Genomic DNA, 15055 nt, shown 5'->3' with positions numbered 1-15055 from the left:
TCGGCGGAAACCTGTGCCCTCGCCCCTGGCATCGGACGCAAGGCGCCGCTAGGCTCCGCGCGTTTTCTGGCATCAGAGCCGCCTGGACCACGACTTCCATGACCAAGACCTTGCGCATCGCCGCCTCCGCCCTCGCCCTTTCGCTCGCCGCCTTCGCGGTAGCCCCGGCCGCTTCCGCCCAGGGTCGAGGCTTCACAGCCAAGGACATGGTCACGCTCGAGCGCGTCAGCGAGCCCAAGGTGTCGCCGGACGGCCGCCAGGTGATCTACCTGGTGCGGACGATGGACCTGCCGGCCAACAAGGCCTCGTTCTCCCTGTGGGTCGCCGACCTGAAGGCCAGGATCGCCCCGCGCCGCCTGGCGGTGTCGGACGGCGGCGTCTCCAGCGCCCGCTGGTCGGCCGACGGCAAGAGCATCTACTTCCTGTCGGGCCGCGCCGGCTCCGACCAGGTGTTCCGCACCGATGCATCGGGTGACACCGCCGTCCAGGTGACCAAGGCCCCGTTCGACGTCGGCGCCTTCAAGGTGTCGGCCGACGGCAAGACCGTGGTGATCAGCCAGGCCGTCTTCCCCGACTGCCCCACCCTCGCCTGCACCCAGGAGCGCCTGGACGCCCGCAAGGCCCAGAAGACCACGGGCGTCGTCTACGACAAGCTGTTCATCCGCCACTGGGACACCTGGAACGACGGCACGAAGAACCATCTCTACGCCTACACGCTGGACGCCTCGGGCGTGGCGACGGGCGAGGCGAAGGCGCTGATGGCCGGCTTCGACGGCGACGCGCCGACCAAGCCGTTCGGCGGCGACGAGGACTTCACCATCAGCCCCGACGGCAAGACCGTGGTGTTCTCGGCCAAGGTCGCCGGCCGCGACGAGCCCTGGCAGACCGACTACGACCTGTGGTCGGTTCCGGTCGACGGCTCGGCCAAGCCCACGAACCTCACCGAAGACAACAAGGCCTGGGACGCCCAGCCGACCTTCTCGCCGGACGGCAAGACGGAAGCGTGGCTGGCCATGAAGCGCCCGGGCTTCGAGGCCGACCGCTTCGGGATCATGGTGCGCGAGAACGGCAAGGTGCGTGAAGTGGCCCCGGCCTGGGACCGCTCGGCCCAGTCGATCACCTTCAGCGCCGACGGAAAGACCATCTACACGACCGCCGAGGACGTGGGTCAGACCCGGCTGTTCGCCATCGACGTCAAGACCGGCAAGGCTGTGGCCCTGACCGGCGAGGGCCACGTCAGCGCGTTCAGCGTCGCCGGCGGCCAGACCGTCATCGCTCAGGACAACCTGAAAACCCCGGGCCAGCTCTACGCCCTCCTCCCGAAGGGCAAGGGCGAGCCGATCAAGCTGACCGGCCTCAACGCCGACAAGCTGGACGGCGTGGCCATGGGCGAGGCCGAGCAGTTCAGCTTCAAGGGTTGGAACGACGAGACCGTGCACGGCTATCTGGTCAAGCCCGCCAACTTCGATCCGTCGAAGAAGTATCCGGTGGCCTTCCTGATCCACGGCGGCCCGCAGGGCTCGTTTGGCAACCTCTTCCACTACCGCTGGAACGCCCAGACCTACGCCGGCGCCGGCTATGCCGTGGTGATGATCGATTTCCACGGCTCGACCGGCTACGGCCAGGGCTTCACCGACGCGATCAGCCAGCACTGGGGCGACCGCCCGCTGGAAGACCTGCAGAAGGGCTGGGCCTTCGCGACCCAGAAGTACGCCTTCCTCGACCAGGACCGCGCCTGCGCCCTGGGCGGCTCGTACGGCGGCTTCATGATCAACTGGATCGCCAGCCAGTGGAAGCAGCCCTGGAAGTGCCTGGTGAACCACGACGGCATCTTCGACAGCCGCTTCATGGGCTACTCGACCGAAGAGCTGTGGTTCAGCGAATGGGAGAACGGCGGAACGCCGTGGGAGCCCAACACCACCTACGCCAAGTTCAACCCGGCCGACCACGTGGCGCAATGGAGCGTGCCGACCCTGGTCGTCCAGGGCCAGAACGACTTCCGCGTGCCGCTCGAGGAAGGCATCGCCACCTTCACGGCCCTGCAGCGCAAGGGCGTGCCCAGCAAGCTGCTGTACTTCCCCAACGAGAACCACTGGGTGCTGAAGGCCCAGAATTCTGTCCAGTGGCACGACGAGGTGCTGGGCTGGCTGAACGAATGGACGGGGAAGTAACAGAAAACGCGCCCTTCCCCCTTGATGGGGGAAGGTGGCCCGCGAAGCGGGTCGGATGGGGGTGAAGCGGCCGAGGCCCCAGTCACCCCCATCCCCGGCCCTTCCCCCATCGAGGGGGAAGGGAGTCGAGCATCAGATCCGGCCCGTCGCGACCGACCAGGTCAGGCGGGCCTTTTTTTCGAGTTCGCCCAGGTCGCGCCCCCTCGCCTGCTCGCCCGCCAGGGCGACGACGGCGACGGCCGGGAAGGCCGCGATCGGCAGGGCCTTCAGCTCGGCGCGGGCGGCCGCCCTCTGCTCGGCCACATGGGCCTGGAGGTCGGCGGCGGTCCATTTGAACGGCAGGCGCGAGCGACCGGCCAGCTTCAGCCGCCACAGGCCCGCCAGGCCGTAGGCCCGGGCCGCGGCGCGCACGGACGCGGGATCGGCGGCGGGATCCAGGCGCTGGGCGACAAGACCCGCCAGGGCGCCGGCGGTGGCGTCGAGATAGGCCAGCACGGCGGCTTCGTCGATAAAGGGCGTTTCTTCCAGGTCGGCCAGACGCGCCTCCGCCATCCGCGCCAGGGCCAGGGGATCGACGCCGGAGGCGGCCAAGGCCTCGACGGCGGGGTGCTTGCGCGGCGGCTGGCCGGCGGCCAGTTCCTCCATCGCCTCGCGCCACCAGGTCAGGCGGATCTCGCCCATCAGGGCGTTGGTGACGCCGCCGGCCACCCGCGCCAGTTCGTAGTTGAAGGCCAGCAGGGCCACGACGTCGGCCCGCGCCGCCAGGTCGGCGACGAAGCGGCTGGCCAGCCAGCGATCCGGGTCCATGCGGCGGACCAGCTCGTCGAGGCCGGAATCGTAGGGGTTGTCGGGGGCTGCGGACATGGCGCGGCTTATGCCCCCGTAAGCCCCAAAGAAAAAGGCCCGCCGGATGGGCGGGCCTTGATCCGAACCGTCGGCCGATCAGCCGAACAGCGTCTGGTACATCGTCATCGTCACCAGCATCGGGATGCTGAGCAGGGTGTTGATGCGCGAGAACAGCATGGCGAGCTTGGCCGCCTTGGCCTTGGTCTCGTCGTCGGCCGGCACGAGGCCCAGGGCCCGCTTCTGGTTCGGCCAGATCACGCCCCAGACGTTCACGAACATGATCGTCGCCAGCCACATGCCCATGCCGATGAAGGTGAAGCCCATGTCGACGCCGCGCTGGTAGCCGTGCCAGGCGCCCAGGGTCATGGCTTCCATCAGGTAGCCGCGGCTGAAGGCCACGATCATGCCCATCAGCCAGGTGGCCAGGGCCGCCCAGCGGAACCAGAACAGGGCTTCGGGCGCGATGTACTTGGTCACCGCCGGCTTCAGCTCGGCCGGGATGCTCGGCATCACCCGGATCTGCACGAAGTTGAAGTAGTAGAGCAGCCCGATCCACAGGATGCCGAACAGCACGTGCAGCCAGCGGAACACCGCCTGCCAGTAGGCGCCGTGGAAGCCGCTGGGGCTATGCCCGAAGCCGAACACCATGATCAGGGCCAGCACGAAGCTGACGATGATGGTGCTGCGGAAGTTGGTGAGGATCCCGGACAATTCAGCCCCCTGAAGCCGTTGCGTGGCGGCCAGGATAGGGGCTGCGCGAGAGTCGGGGAAGCGAAGGCCTCGGCTTCGCCGCGCTTCCTGCTCCTCCCCCGAGAAACGGGGGAGGTGGCGCGCTGCGGATACGCGGCGTGACGGAGGGGGCGAGTGACAAAGCGCGGCGCTTGAACTCGCCCCCTCCACCGCTTCGCGGTCCCCCTCCCCCGTTTCACGGGGGAGGAGTTTTGGACGCTAAACCGCGATCAGAGCCGCGGCGAGCCGGCGGCCTTCGCTGGCCAGGACGTTGTAGGTGCGGGCGGCGGCCTCGGTGCTCATGAACTCGAGACCCAGGCCCGCGGCCTTCAGGGCGTCGCGCACGGGGCGCGGCGGCAGGGCGTTGGCCAGACCCACGCCCAGCAGCACGAACTCCACCGCCCCGCCCGCGGCGTAGACCGGGGCGAAGGCTTCGGGAGTCAGGTCGGCCAGCGACGTGGCGCCCCAGTCCACCGGCTGATCGTCGATGATCAGCAGCGAACCGGGACGCCAGACGCCGGAGACCCGGAAGCCGCCGCCGCCCCAGGCGTCGATCGACGGGGGCTGGCGCGGAGTGAGCGCCTGGCTCACGGGCGGCTGGCCGCGCCGAGCTTGATCGGCTTGGCTTCCTCGTCGCCGCGCTTCAGGCCCCAGACCAGGATGATCGGCAGGGCGATGTAGATCGACGAATAGGTGCCGATGATGATGCCGAACACCATGGTGAAGACCAGCGGGAACAGCACCGGGCCGCCGAAGATCATCGTGCCGCCCAGCGCCAGCAGCGCCGTCGAGCCGGTGATGATCGTCCGCGACAGACGCTCGTTCTCCGACAGGTCGATGATCTCGCGCAGCGGCGTCGACTTGTACTTGCGCAGGTTTTCCTTGAGGCGGTCGAAGGTGATGACCTTTTCGTTCATCGAGTAGCCGATGACCGTCAGCAGGGCCGCGACCGAGGTCATCGAGAACTCGATCTGCATCACCGACAGCACGCCCAGGGTCAGGATAATGTCGTGGAACACGGCCACGACGGCGCCGACGCCGAACTGCCACTGGAAGCGGAACCAGATGTAGCCGAGCATCAGCAGCAGGGCGATGCCCAGCGCCTTGAAGCCGCCCATCAGCAGCTCGCCCGAGACCTTGGCGCCGATGACGGTCGGCGCCGGCATGGTCATGCCGGGGAACTTGGCGATGATCTCGCCCTTGATGCGGTTGGCCTCGACCTGGGCGTTGCCGCCCTCGGTGGGCAGGAAGCGGACCATCGCCGAGTTCGGCGCGCCGAAGCCCTGGACCTGCACGTCGTGCGCGCCGGTGCCTTTGGCGACGGCGCGCAGCTTGTCGAGGTCGATAGGGGCAGTCGCGGGCGTACGGGCTTCAAGGGCGACGCCGCCCTTGAAGTCGATGCCCAGGTTCAGGCCCTGGGTGAAGAACGACACGCCCGAGCCGAGGATCAGGACGAGCGAGATAACCGCGGCGACAGGCGCCCAGCGCACGAAGCGATAGTGGGTCGAGCGCGGGATCAGGCGGATGAGGGGCCAAGCAGCCATGAGCTTTGATCCTTACGCGATCGGCAGCTTCTTCGGCTTGGCGGCCTTGAACCACCAACCGATGAGCACTTGAGTGATGATGATGGCGGTGAACAGCGAGGTGAACACGCCGATGGCCAGGGTCCAGGCGAAGCCCTTCACCGGACCCGAGCCGAAGCTGAACATGATGCCGGCCGAGATCAGGCTGGTGATGTTGGCGTCGAGGATCGACACCAGCGCCAGCCGGTAGCCGGTGTCGGCCGCCGACATCGGCGATCGTCCCGCGGCCGCCTCGTCGCGCATGCGCTCGTAGATCAGCACGTTGGCGTCGACGGCGACGGCCAGCGTCAGGATCAGGCCGGCGATGCCCGGGAAGGTCAGGGTCGCCTGGGTGAACGACATGATGCCGACGATCAGCAGCACGTTGGCCACCAGGGCCATGGCCGCGAACACGCCGAACAGGCCGTAGGCCAGGATGATGAAGACGAACATCGCCGCGGCGCCGATGGCCAGCGAGATGGCGCCGGCCTTGACCGCGTCCGCGCCCAGTTCGGCGCCGACGGTGCGTTGCTCTTCGATGTTAAGCTGGGCCGGCAGCGCGCCGGAGCGCAGCAGCAGCGACAGTTCCGCGGCGCTTTCGACCGTGAAGTTGCCGGTGATCTGGCCCGAGCCGCCCAGGATCGCGCCCTGGATGGTCGGCGCGGAGATCACCTTGTTGTCGAGGACGATGGCGAAGCGCTTGCCGATGTTGCGGGCGGTGGCGTCGCCGAACTTGCGCGCGCCGGGGCCCTTGAAGCGGAACGAGACCACCGGGCGGCCGCTCTGGCCGTCGAAGGCCTGGTCGGCGCTTTCGAGGTCGTCGCCCGAGACCAGGGCGCGCTTCTTCAGGGCGTAGGCCGGTGCGTAGCCATCGGCGCTGGGCACCATGACCACGCCGGGCGGCATGCGGCCCGACTGCATTTCTTCCGGCGTGACCGTTTCGTCGACCATCTGGAAGGTCAGCTTGGCGGTCTTGCCGATCACGGCCTTCAGGCGTTCGGGATCGCTTTCGCCGGCGGCCTGGATGACGATGCGATCGGTCCCCTGACGGGTGATCGTCGGTTCCTTGGTGCCCAGGCTGTCGATCCGGCGACGGATGGTCTCGATCGACTGCTCGACGGCCTTGGCGGCGTCGGCGCGGGCGGCCTCGGGCGCGAAGGTCAGTTCGATGCGCTGGTCGGACTTGGTCGAGACGACCACGTCCTTGGTCAGCGCGCCCGGCAGCGGGCTGCCGAGCTTGTTCAGCTCGGTCACGGCCGCGGCGACCTTCGAGCCGTCGTCGATGCGGACCGAGATGACGCCGTTCGACTCACCCAGGCCGTTGAAGCTGATGCCGGCCGTGCGCAGGGTGGTGCGCGTGTCTTCGACCAGGTTGCCCAGGCGCTCCTTGCGCAGGGCGGCGGTGTCGACCTCGTACAGGAGGTACGACCCGCCCTGGAGGTCGAGGCCGAGGTTCAGCTTCTGCTTGGGAACCCATCCCGGCAGGGCGTCTAGCGTCTTCTGCGGCAGCAGGTTCGGCAGGGTGAAGACGATGCCGAAGATCACCGACAAGGTGACGATGGCGATCTTCCAGCGGGATAGGCTCAGCATGGACTACGGGGCTCTCGACGACGCCGGGGCGCCAGGGCGGGCTAGTTGGACCTGATCTTACTCAGTTCTTCGGATCGTTGGCCGGAGCGGGATCGCCCTTGGCCGTGACTTCGGTGATCATGCCCTTGCGCACCTTGACGGTGACGCCCTGGGCGATCTCGACGCCGACTTCCTTTTCCTCGACACGGACAACCTTGCCGAGCACGCCGCTCGACAGCACGACGTTGTCGCCGCGCTTCAGGTTGTTGATCGTAGCCTGATGTTCCTTCTGACGCTTTTGCTGCGGGCGCAGGATCATGAAGTAGAAAAACACGATCAGGATCACAGGCAGGCCAAAAGCCTGGATCAACGCGTTCGGATCGCTCGGCATAACGTCTCCAAGAATTTCAAGCGGCAGGGGACGTCTGAAATAGGGCCCCCGCCAAGTCGGCGGAAGCTATGCGTTCACCCTCCCTTTTGCAATGAGGGCCCTTTTGCAATGCCGGCCCTTTTGCAATGCCAACCCTTTTGCAATGAGAGCGCGAGGGGGTAAGGAGCGTGGCCATGACCGAAGCCGCCCTGCCCCTGCTCGCCCGCATCGCCGACGCCCTGGAGCGCCTGGCCCCGCCAGCCGCCGTCGCCCCGGACTTCTCGGGGGCGCGCCTGTTCCGGCATGAGCCGGTGTCGGGCGCCTTCCTGCCCGCGCCCGACTACGCGATGGATATCGAGCTTTTGGTGGGGATCGAGCGCCAGAAGGACCGCTTCATCCAGAACCTGCGCCGCTTCGCCACCGGCCTGCCGTGCAACCACGTGCTGCTGTGGGGCGTGCGCGGCACGGGCAAGAGCTCGCTGACCAAGTCGGCCTTCATGGCCCTGACGGCCGAATATCCGGATCTGAAGCTGGTCGAGGTCGATCGCGACGAGGTGGCCGCCCTGCCCCCGCTGTTCGACGCCCTGCGCGTGCGGAGCGAGCGCTTCGTGGTGCTGTGCGACGACCTGTCGTTCGAGGACGGCGCGGCGGCGGCCAAGGCCCTGAAGTCGGCGCTGGAAGGCGGCGTGGCCGGTCCGCCGGAGAACGTGCTGTTCGTCTCGACCTCCAACCGTCGCCACCTGATGCCGCGCGACCACGCCGAGAGCCAGGGCGCGATCGCCTCGGCCGAGAACGCCGAGGAGGAGATGAGCGTCTCCGACCGTTTCGGCCTGTGGATCGGCTTCCCGCCCATGGACCAGCCGACCTACCTGGCGGCGATCAACACCTATGCCGAGCGCTTTGGCCTGAAGGTCGAGAACCTGGAGCGGCGGGCCCTGCAATGGTCGCAGCTGCGCGGCGCGCGTTCGGGCCGGGTGGCCTGGCAGTTCGTGCGCGACCTGGCCGGCGAACTGGGCGTACATTTGCCCGCATAAGAAAACATCGGGGGGAGGCGCGGCCATGGCCAAGCCGTGGTTCAGGGTCAAGCGGTTCGGCTATGGCGCGGGGTTGCCCTGCGCCTGGCAGGGCTGGGTCGTTCTGGCCGTCCACCTTGCCTTGCTGATCGCCGCCTCCGCGCTCCTGGCGGGCCGCCCTCTTCCGCTGTCGATCGTGGTGATCACGTCCACCCTGGGCGTGGTCTGGATCGCCTGGAAGACCAGCGACGCGCCCTGGCGCTGGAGGGACGGCGGAGAGGACTGAGCCCTCTCCGCCCCACCGTCAGTTCTTCTTGGCGTCCTTCACCGCGCCTTCCAGGTCGCCCGAGCGCACGCCGCCGACCACCTTGTCCTTCTTGCCTTCCTTCTTGAGCTCCTTGTCGCCGGTGATCGTGCCGACGGCGGACTCGACCTTGCCCGTGGTCTTCTGGGTCTTGCCGGCGTCCTTGTCGCAGGCGGAAAGGCCCAGCAGGGCGACGGCGGCGACAGCGGCGAGGGAAAGCGGACGGATCAGGTTCATGCGGTAGAGCTCCATGTGTGGAGGCTCAACGCCGCTTGCCGCGCTTTGGTTCGCTAGGTAGGCGGCCCTCAGGCCGGCTCGACGACCGGCGGGGTCTTCTTCTCGGTCAGGGCCACCAGGGCCACGCCCAGCATGGTCGCCCCGCCGCCGATGACCAGCTGCGGCGACAGGTCGTCGCCCATGAACAGCACCCCGATCGTGCACGAGACCAGCGGCGTCAGCAGGAAATAGGGCGTCACCCGCCCGGCCTCGCGCCGCTGCACCAGCCAGAACAGCAGGGCGCTGGCCCCGATGGTCGAGACCACTCCGGCGAACACCACGCAGGCCCAGGCGATCGGCGGCGCGGCCGTAACGCGGGGGATCACATCGGGCTCGAAGGCGAAGGACAGGGCGATCAGAGCCGGCGCGGCGACCAGCGCCGTCATGCCCTGCACCTTCAGCGGCTTCACGCCCGGGGTCTTGCGCACCAGCACCGTGGCCACCGCCCAGATCGCGGCGGCGATGACGCCCAGCACGATGGCCGGCAGGTCGGCCGCGCCGTGGGGGTCAAGACTCATCCAAGCCACGCCGGCGAAGGCGACGGCCAGCCCGGCGACGGCCGGCATGCGCATGGTCTCGCCCAGCATGCGCCAGGCGAACAGGGCCGTGAACGGGATCCACAGCTGGGTGGCCACCACCAGCGGGCTCAGCGACTTGGCCATGCCGAACGCCAGATAGATGATCCCGAAGTGGATCGGCCCCGACAGCAGCACGATCGCCAGCAACCGCTTCCAGTCCGGAAACGGCGGCCGCACGAACGGGAACAGGAAGGCCAGGGCCAGCGCGAAGCGCAGGCCGCCCACCATCATCGGCGGCAGGGCGGCGGTCGCCACCTTGGCCGCGGCGTTGTTCAGTCCCCAGGTCATGATGATCGCCAGGATCGCGAGACGCTCGAGCGTCGTCAGGGGGCCGGTGGAGGCGGACATGGGGCCGCTTGGATCAGACCCCGCCGGTTCCTTCAACCCCGCCGGCTCCAATGACCTCGCGAATGGCCGACAGCAGGATCTCCAGGTCCGCGTCCGGCGTCGTGAAGGCCGGGGTCAGATAGACCACCTTGCCCATCGGCCGGATCCACGCGCCCTTCTCCGCGAAGGCCTGGCATAGCGCCCCGACCGCCACCGGCGAGGCGAACTCGACGACGCCGATCGCGCCCAGCACCCGCACGTCGACGACGCCCGGCACGCCGCGGCAAGGCTCCAGCCCTTCCTTTAACGCGGCCGAGATCCGCGCCACGTCGGCGTTCCAGGTTTCGGCCTCAAAGAGGTCGAGCGAGGCGTTGGCGGCGGCGCAGGCCAGCGCATTGCCCATGTAGGTCGGCCCATGCATCAGGGCCGCGCCGGCGTCGTCGGACCAGAAGGCCTCGAACACCTTGCGCGAGGCCACAGCCGCCGACAACGGCAGGGTTCCCCCCGTGAGGGCCTTCGAAAGCGTGACGATGTCGGGCTCGATCCCGGCCGCCTGCATGGCGAAAAGCTCGCCCGTGCGGCCAAAGCCGGTGAAGATCTCGTCGAAGATCAGCAGCACGCCGTGCTTGTCGGCCAAACGGCGCAGGCGGCGCAGCACTTCGGGATCGTGGAACAGCATGCCGCCGGCGCCCTGCACCAGGGGCTCGGTCAGCATGGCGGCGATCTCCCCGCCCCGCTCGGCGAGCAGGGCGTCGAGGGCGGCTTCGGACGCGTCGTTCAGGGGCAGGTCGGCGATCACCTGGCTCGGCATGACACCCGAGAACAGGCTGTGCATCCCCTCCTCCGGGTCGCAGACCGTCATCGTCGCCAGGGTGTCGCCGTGATAGCCGCCGCGGAACGACAGGAAGCGCGTGCGCCCGCGCTCGCCGCGATTGATATGGAACTGCAGCGCCATCTTCATGGCGATCTCGACCGAGACCGAGCCGGACTCGGCGAAGAACACGTGGTTCAGATCCCCCGGCAGGATCGCCGCCAGCCGCGCGGCAAGGCGATAGGCCGGTTCATGGCCCAGACCGCCGAACATCACGTGCGGCATGGCCTCAAGCTGCTCGCGCACGGCGGCGGCGATGTGGGGGTGGTTGTAGCCGTGGCAGGCCGTCCACCAGCTGGCGATGCCGTCCACCAGTTCGCGCCCGTCGGCCAGCACGATCCGCGAGCCATGCGTGCGCACCACCGGAAGCGGCGCCGGGGCCGTCTTCATCTGGCAGTAGGGCCGCCAGACGTGCTTGGCGCCTTCGGTGAGCCAGTCGGGGGTGCTCATGACGATCCTTCGTTGCGCCGGCGGGGTGGCTTGCCTAGAGCGTCCCGGGCCCCCCAGGCAAATGGGAATCTGGGCAAACAGGAATCGGAATGCACAGTCTGGACGCCTTCGCGAGCGGCAAGCTCGCGGCCCTGGAGGCCATGAGCCTGCGCCGCCGGCTGAAGCCCACCCGTCGCCTGCCCGGCGCGGTCGTCGAGCGTGACGGCAAGCGCCTGCTGTCCTTCTCCTGCAACGACTATCTGGGCCTGTCGCAGCACCCCGCCGTGATCGCCGCCGCCCAGGCCGCCGTGGCGGACTACGGCGCGGGCTCGGGGGCTTCGCGTCTGGTCACCGGCGACAGCCCTCTGATTTCCGAGCTTGAAACCCGCCTCGCCCGCCTCAAAGGGACCGAAGCCTGCGTGGTGTTCGGCTCCGGCTACCTGGCCAACACCGGCGTGATCCCGACCTTCGCCGGCAAGCAGGACGTCGTCTTCGTCGACGAACTGGCCCATGCCTGCATCTGGGCCGGGGCGCAGCTGTCCGGCGCCAAGGTGGTGAGTTTCCCGCACAACGACAGCGACGCCCTGGCCGAACTGCTGGCCGAGCACCGCTCGACCTTCCGCCACGCCATCGTCGCCACCGACGGGGTGTTCTCGATGGACGGCGACGTCGCGCCGCTGGACTGGCTGTCGGCGGTCTGCGAGGCCAACGACGCCTGGCTGCTGATCGACGACGCCCACGGCGTCGGCGTGCTGGGCGGGGGCAAGGGCACGGCCGCCCTGTTCCCCGACGCCGTGATCCCGCTGCAGATGGGCACCCTGTCCAAGGCCCTGGGCTCCTACGGCGGCTATCTGTGCGCCTCGCAGAGCGTGGTCGACTTCCTGAAGACCCGGGCCCGCACCGTCGTCTACACCACCGGTCTGCCGCCGGCCTCGGCCGCCGCCGCCATCGCAGCGCTGGACCTGATCGAGGCCGATCCCGCCTTCGCCGCCGAGCCGCTGCGCAAGGCGCGGCTGTTCACGCAGGCCGCCGGCCTGCCCCGCGCCGAGAGCCCGATCGTGCCGGTGGTGATCGGCGAGGCGGACGCGGCCCTGGCCGCCTCCGCCGCCCTGGAGGCCGAGGGCTTCCTCGTGGTCGCCATCCGTCCGCCCACGGTTCCCGCCGGCACGGCCCGCCTGCGCCTGGCCTTCAGCGCCGACCATCCCGACGACGAGGTCCTGCGCCTGGCCGCCCTCGTCCGCCCCTATGTGGACGCGAAAGCATGACCGCCCTGTTCGTCGCCGGCACGGGCACCGACATCGGCAAGACCCATGTCGCCTGCGCCCTGATCCGGGCGCTGAAGGCGCGCGGTATCGCCGTGGACGCCTTCAAGCCGGTCGTCAGCGGCTTCGATCCCGAGGCCCCTTCCGCCAGCGACCCGGCCCGCCTCGCCGAAGCTCTGGGCGACCCGGCCGCCCTGCCCCGGATCTCGCCGCGCCGCTATCGCGCGCCGCTGGCCCCGAACCTCGCCGCCCGGCTGGAGGGCGACACGCTTGCGCTCGAGGACCTGGCCGCCGACTGCCGCGCGGCCCTGGCCGGCGACCACGAACTGATGCTGGTCGAAGGCGCCGGCGGCGTCATGTCGCCCCTGACCGACGAGGCGACCAATCTCGACCTGATCGCCACGCTCGACCTGCCGGTGCTGCTGATCGCAGGCTCGTATCTGGGCACGATCAGCCACGTGCTGACCGCCCTCGTCGCCCTGCGGGCCCGGGGCGCGACCATCGCCGCCATCGTCATGAGCGAGAGCCTCGACGCGCCCGACCTCGCCCAGACCGCCGACGCCCTGCGCGCCTTCGAGCGCGAGACGCCGATCTTCCTTGCGCCGCGCGACGAACATTGGGACGCAAGCGACTTGGCGGAGCACTTGGGCAAGGGGCTTTAAGACCATGCGCGTGGCGATGATCGGCCTGGGCGACATCGCCCGCAAAGCCTACCTCCCGGTGCTGGGCATACGTCCCGACGTGCATCTGGCCTTCGTCACCCGCAGCACCGCCACCCTGGACGACCTCGGCGCGGCCTGGCGTGTGGACCGGCTGCACACCGATCTTGACGAGGCCCTGGCCCAGGGGCTCGACGCCGCCTTCGTCCATGCCGCGACCGAGGCCCATCCGGAGATCGTCCGCCGACTGATCGAGGCCGGCGTGCCGACCCTGGTCGACAAGCCCATCGCCGACACCCTGGTGGAAACAGAAGCTCTGGTGGACCTGGCCGAGACGCGCGGCGTGTCGCTGGCCGTCGGCTTCAACCGCCGCTTCGCGCCCTCATACGTGGCCGCCGCCGGCCTGAAGGCGCCGCTGGTGCTGATGCAGAAGAACCGCCGCGCCTATCCCGACGGCCTGCGCCGAGCGGTGTTCGACGACTTCATCCACGCCATCGACACCATCCGCTTCCTGGCCCCGACGGCGAACGAGGCGCGGATCAGCGGAAGCGCGATCGATGGCAAGATGCGGCACGCAAGCCTTCATCTCGCCGGACCCGGCGTCGACGCCTTCGCGATCATGAACCGCGACAGCGGCGCCGACGAGGAGGTGCTGGAGGTCTCGGGCCATGGCGGCAAGCTGCGGGTCGCCGAACTGTCCGACGTCATCGACTACGCCGGCGGCGAGCGTCTGACCCGGCGCGGAAACTGGACGTCGGTCGGCCGCCAGCGCGGCTTCGAGGGCCTGGTCGAGGCTTTCCTGTCGGCCGTGCGCGAAGGCCGCCGACTGTCGGCTCTCGACGCCCTGGAGACTCACCGCCTCTGCGAACAGGTCGTCACGGCCCTGACGCCGGCCGACTAGGCCGGCGTCGAAGCCCTCGCCTCAGGCTTGGGCTTGCGGGGGATAGGAGACGACCACGCGCTGGCCGTCGGGGTCGACGGTGTGGAACTTGAAGCTCTTGCCAGGGAAGACGTTGGCGGCGAGATCGGCGAGGATCTCGTCCTGGCCGCCGAACGGAGCGACCAGCTCGATCAGCCAGGGCCGATCGCCGGCCTGCCATTCATCGGCCCGCAGCTTCTTGGCGCCGGCCACCAGGCGCTCTTCGGTCTCCTCGGAGACGAAGGCCCAGAAGGCCACGGCGGCGGGGCTGTTGGGGCCGTTCCAGATGCGGAACTGCTCGAGCAGCACGGCCGGCATGGCGAACCATTCCAGGTCGCCGATGAACAGCTGCTTGTGCACCGGCGACTGGGTCAGCAGCCAGGTGATCTCGCCCAGAACCTGGGACACCGTCTTCTGGGGAGCGGTCGCGGAAGCAGCGCCGTCGGCCATGATCGAAACTCCGTTAGGTCGGCCGGCTCTCCGCGATGGAGAGCCGGCCTTGTACTCTAGGTGGTAGCAGGAAAGGCCTGGAGCCTTCCAGACTCCAGCTTTCGCATCGGGACAAGGCCAAGCGGGTCAGGCGCGGGCGCGTGACCCTGGCGCGCCCTAGGCCGTCAGCAGCGGCTGGGCGGCCGCGGCCTTGAGGCCGGCCGAAGCCGCCAGCGGCGTCTCGCGCGAGGCCCCGTCACGGCTCCAGACCGCCGCCCCGCCGCCGGCCTGGCCGCCGAAGCCGGCCATGGCCTGGCGCAGCAGCGCCTGGTTCTGGACCAGCGCCGGGTCGAGCGCGCCGGAGGCGGCCAAGCCCAGACCCTGACCGGGACCGGCGTCCATCGCCGCCAGTCGCGCGGCCAGCGAGCCGCCGCCCAGCAGGTCCGAACCAGCCTCCTGACGCCACCAGGCGCCCGAGGACTGGCTGGCTCCGCCATAGGCCGAGCCGGCGTCCAGCGGCTCGCCGCCGGCCAGCGACAGACCCAGCCCCGTCGAGCCGAAGCTCACCCCCAGGCCAGAAGCGCCGACGGCCGAAGCCCCCTGCCCCGAGGCCTCGCCCAGGCCCGAGGCGCTCACCGACCGGGCCGCCTGGGCGTAGCCCTGGTCGACCACGTCCTGGCGCGCCTTGGCAGCGGCGTTAAGGTCGTTAGCCTGGGCCTGCTGCGTCGAGATCAGCCGGAC

The 15055-nt window shown here is 69.3% G+C and carries 16 protein-coding genes and 2 pseudogenes; 6 read left to right on the top strand and 12 right to left on the bottom strand.

All coding sequences use genetic code 11. The annotated features are described in order from the left end of the window. Positions 1-98: 98 nt before the first annotated feature. Entirely contained in the window at positions 99-2171 is a 2073-nt protein-coding gene (locus tag AC07NG_RS16135; RefSeq protein ID WP_494595109.1) for a S9 family peptidase, read from the top strand. A 132-nt stretch (positions 2172-2303) separates the two neighbouring features. On the opposite strand, the gene AC07NG_RS16130 is transcribed toward AC07NG_RS16135, so the two are convergent. From AC07NG_RS16130 to yajC, 7 genes and pseudogenes are all read right to left on the bottom strand, one after another. Next, positions 2304-3035: a squalene/phytoene synthase family protein gene (locus tag AC07NG_RS16130; RefSeq protein ID WP_494595107.1), complete on the bottom strand. Its 732-nt coding sequence runs from the start codon at positions 3033-3035 to the stop codon at positions 2304-2306. Positions 3036-3113: 78 nt separating this feature from the next. Continuing rightward, a complete protein-coding gene (locus AC07NG_RS16125) occupies positions 3114-3728 on the bottom strand; it encodes a urate hydroxylase PuuD (RefSeq protein ID WP_492855588.1) in 615 nt (204 codons plus the stop codon). A gap of 90 nt (positions 3729-3818) precedes the next feature. Beyond that, positions 3819-3959: pseudogene (locus tag AC07NG_RS16120) on the bottom strand (hypothetical protein); the annotation flags it as partial. Positions 3960-3965: 6 nt separating this feature from the next. Further along, entirely contained in the window at positions 3966-4337 is a 372-nt protein-coding gene (locus tag AC07NG_RS16115) for an Mth938-like domain-containing protein (protein ID WP_492855589.1), read from the bottom strand. Next, on the bottom strand, positions 4334-5290 hold the full coding sequence (secF, locus tag AC07NG_RS16110; RefSeq protein ID WP_487288818.1) for a protein translocase subunit SecF: 957 nt from the start codon (positions 5288-5290) through the stop codon (positions 4334-4336). The genes AC07NG_RS16115 and secF overlap by 4 nt, the downstream gene beginning before the upstream one ends. A 12-nt stretch (positions 5291-5302) precedes the next feature. Continuing rightward, a complete protein-coding gene (secD, locus tag AC07NG_RS16105) occupies positions 5303-6898 on the bottom strand; it encodes a protein translocase subunit SecD (RefSeq protein ID WP_492855591.1) in 1596 nt (531 codons plus the stop codon). 61 nt (positions 6899-6959) lie between these two features. Further along, complete coding sequence (yajC, locus tag AC07NG_RS16100; RefSeq protein WP_487288820.1) at positions 6960-7268, bottom strand: preprotein translocase subunit YajC; 309 nt, start codon at positions 7266-7268, stop codon at positions 6960-6962. A gap of 173 nt (positions 7269-7441) precedes the next feature. On the opposite strand from yajC, the gene AC07NG_RS16095 reads away from it, so the two are divergent. After that, positions 7442-8281, top strand: a complete 840-nt coding sequence (locus AC07NG_RS16095; protein ID WP_492855592.1) for an ATP-binding protein — start codon at positions 7442-7444, stop codon at positions 8279-8281. Between the two features lie 25 nt (positions 8282-8306). Next, positions 8307-8546 carry a hypothetical protein gene (locus AC07NG_RS16090; protein ID WP_487288824.1) on the top strand — a complete coding sequence of 80 codons (240 nt, stop codon included), beginning with the start codon at positions 8307-8309 and terminating at the stop codon, positions 8544-8546. An 18-nt stretch (positions 8547-8564) separates the two neighbouring features. Here the strand turns inward: AC07NG_RS16090 and AC07NG_RS16085 are convergent, their stop codons facing one another. The 3 genes from AC07NG_RS16085 to AC07NG_RS16075 all read right to left on the bottom strand — a co-directional run bounded on the left by AC07NG_RS16085 (position 8565) and on the right by AC07NG_RS16075 (position 11066). After that, entirely contained in the window at positions 8565-8801 is a 237-nt protein-coding gene (locus tag AC07NG_RS16085) for a hypothetical protein (protein WP_494595103.1), read from the bottom strand. A 68-nt stretch (positions 8802-8869) separates the two neighbouring features. Continuing rightward, positions 8870-9766 carry a DMT family transporter gene (locus AC07NG_RS16080; protein ID WP_487288826.1) on the bottom strand — a complete coding sequence of 299 codons (897 nt, stop codon included), beginning with the start codon at positions 9764-9766 and terminating at the stop codon, positions 8870-8872. Between the two features lie 13 nt (positions 9767-9779). Continuing rightward, the gene (locus tag AC07NG_RS16075) at positions 9780-11066 is read right to left on the bottom strand and encodes an adenosylmethionine--8-amino-7-oxononanoate transaminase (protein ID WP_494595101.1); all 1287 of its coding nucleotides are present in this window, start codon (positions 11064-11066) and stop codon (positions 9780-9782) included. An 89-nt stretch (positions 11067-11155) separates the two neighbouring features. On the opposite strand from AC07NG_RS16075, the gene bioF reads away from it, so the two are divergent. The 3 genes from bioF to AC07NG_RS16060 are packed head-to-tail and all read left to right on the top strand — an operon-like array spanning position 11156 to position 13867. After that, positions 11156-12310: an 8-amino-7-oxononanoate synthase gene (gene bioF, locus AC07NG_RS16070; protein ID WP_494595099.1), complete on the top strand. Its 1155-nt coding sequence runs from the start codon at positions 11156-11158 to the stop codon at positions 12308-12310. After that, positions 12307-12969 carry a dethiobiotin synthase gene (gene bioD / locus AC07NG_RS16065; RefSeq protein ID WP_494595097.1) on the top strand — a complete coding sequence of 221 codons (663 nt, stop codon included), beginning with the start codon at positions 12307-12309 and terminating at the stop codon, positions 12967-12969. Before bioF ends, bioD begins: the two co-directional genes overlap by 4 nt. A 4-nt stretch (positions 12970-12973) precedes the next feature. Further along, the gene (locus AC07NG_RS16060; RefSeq protein WP_494595095.1) at positions 12974-13867 is read left to right on the top strand and encodes a Gfo/Idh/MocA family protein; all 894 of its coding nucleotides are present in this window, start codon (positions 12974-12976) and stop codon (positions 13865-13867) included. 21 nt (positions 13868-13888) lie between these two features. Here AC07NG_RS16060 and AC07NG_RS16055 read toward each other — a convergent pair whose 3' ends face one another. After that, positions 13889-14335 carry a toxin-activating lysine-acyltransferase gene (locus AC07NG_RS16055; protein WP_494595093.1) on the bottom strand — a complete coding sequence of 149 codons (447 nt, stop codon included), beginning with the start codon at positions 14333-14335 and terminating at the stop codon, positions 13889-13891. A gap of 156 nt (positions 14336-14491) precedes the next feature. After that, positions 14492-15055, bottom strand: a pseudogene (locus AC07NG_RS16050) (hypothetical protein); the annotation flags it as partial.

It is taken from the genome of Caulobacter sp. GW821-FHT10C03, assembly GCF_059415485.1.
Note: the sequence above shows the minus strand (reverse complement) of the source record. Positions and strands in the feature narration are given on the sequence as shown.

Bases quoted from the DNA above. Each gene is read 5' to 3' on its own strand.
- AC07NG_RS16075 (WP_494595101.1), bottom strand. From the start codon at position 11,066: ATGAGCACCCCCGACTGGCTCACCGAAGGCGCCAAGCACGTCTGGCGG.
- AC07NG_RS16130 (WP_494595107.1), bottom strand. From the start codon at position 3,035: ATGTCCGCAGCCCCCGACAACCCCTACGATTCCGGCCTCGACGAGCTG.
- AC07NG_RS16090 (WP_487288824.1), top strand. From the start codon at position 8,307: ATGGCCAAGCCGTGGTTCAGGGTCAAGCGGTTCGGCTATGGCGCGGGG.
- AC07NG_RS16080 (WP_487288826.1), bottom strand. From the start codon at position 9,766: ATGTCCGCCTCCACCGGCCCCCTGACGACGCTCGAGCGTCTCGCGATC.
- AC07NG_RS16095 (WP_492855592.1), top strand. From the start codon at position 7,442: ATGACCGAAGCCGCCCTGCCCCTGCTCGCCCGCATCGCCGACGCCCTG.
- AC07NG_RS16060 (WP_494595095.1), top strand. From the start codon at position 12,974: ATGCGCGTGGCGATGATCGGCCTGGGCGACATCGCCCGCAAAGCCTAC.
- AC07NG_RS16135 (WP_494595109.1), top strand. From the start codon at position 99: ATGACCAAGACCTTGCGCATCGCCGCCTCCGCCCTCGCCCTTTCGCTC.
- yajC (WP_487288820.1), bottom strand. From the start codon at position 7,268: ATGCCGAGCGATCCGAACGCGTTGATCCAGGCTTTTGGCCTGCCTGTG.
- bioF (WP_494595099.1), top strand. From the start codon at position 11,156: ATGCACAGTCTGGACGCCTTCGCGAGCGGCAAGCTCGCGGCCCTGGAG.
- AC07NG_RS16085 (WP_494595103.1), bottom strand. From the start codon at position 8,801: ATGAACCTGATCCGTCCGCTTTCCCTCGCCGCTGTCGCCGCCGTCGCC.
- secF (WP_487288818.1), bottom strand. From the start codon at position 5,290: ATGGCTGCTTGGCCCCTCATCCGCCTGATCCCGCGCTCGACCCACTAT.
- bioD (WP_494595097.1), top strand. From the start codon at position 12,307: ATGACCGCCCTGTTCGTCGCCGGCACGGGCACCGACATCGGCAAGACC.
- secD (WP_492855591.1), bottom strand. From the start codon at position 6,898: ATGCTGAGCCTATCCCGCTGGAAGATCGCCATCGTCACCTTGTCGGTG.
- AC07NG_RS16055 (WP_494595093.1), bottom strand. From the start codon at position 14,335: ATGGCCGACGGCGCTGCTTCCGCGACCGCTCCCCAGAAGACGGTGTCC.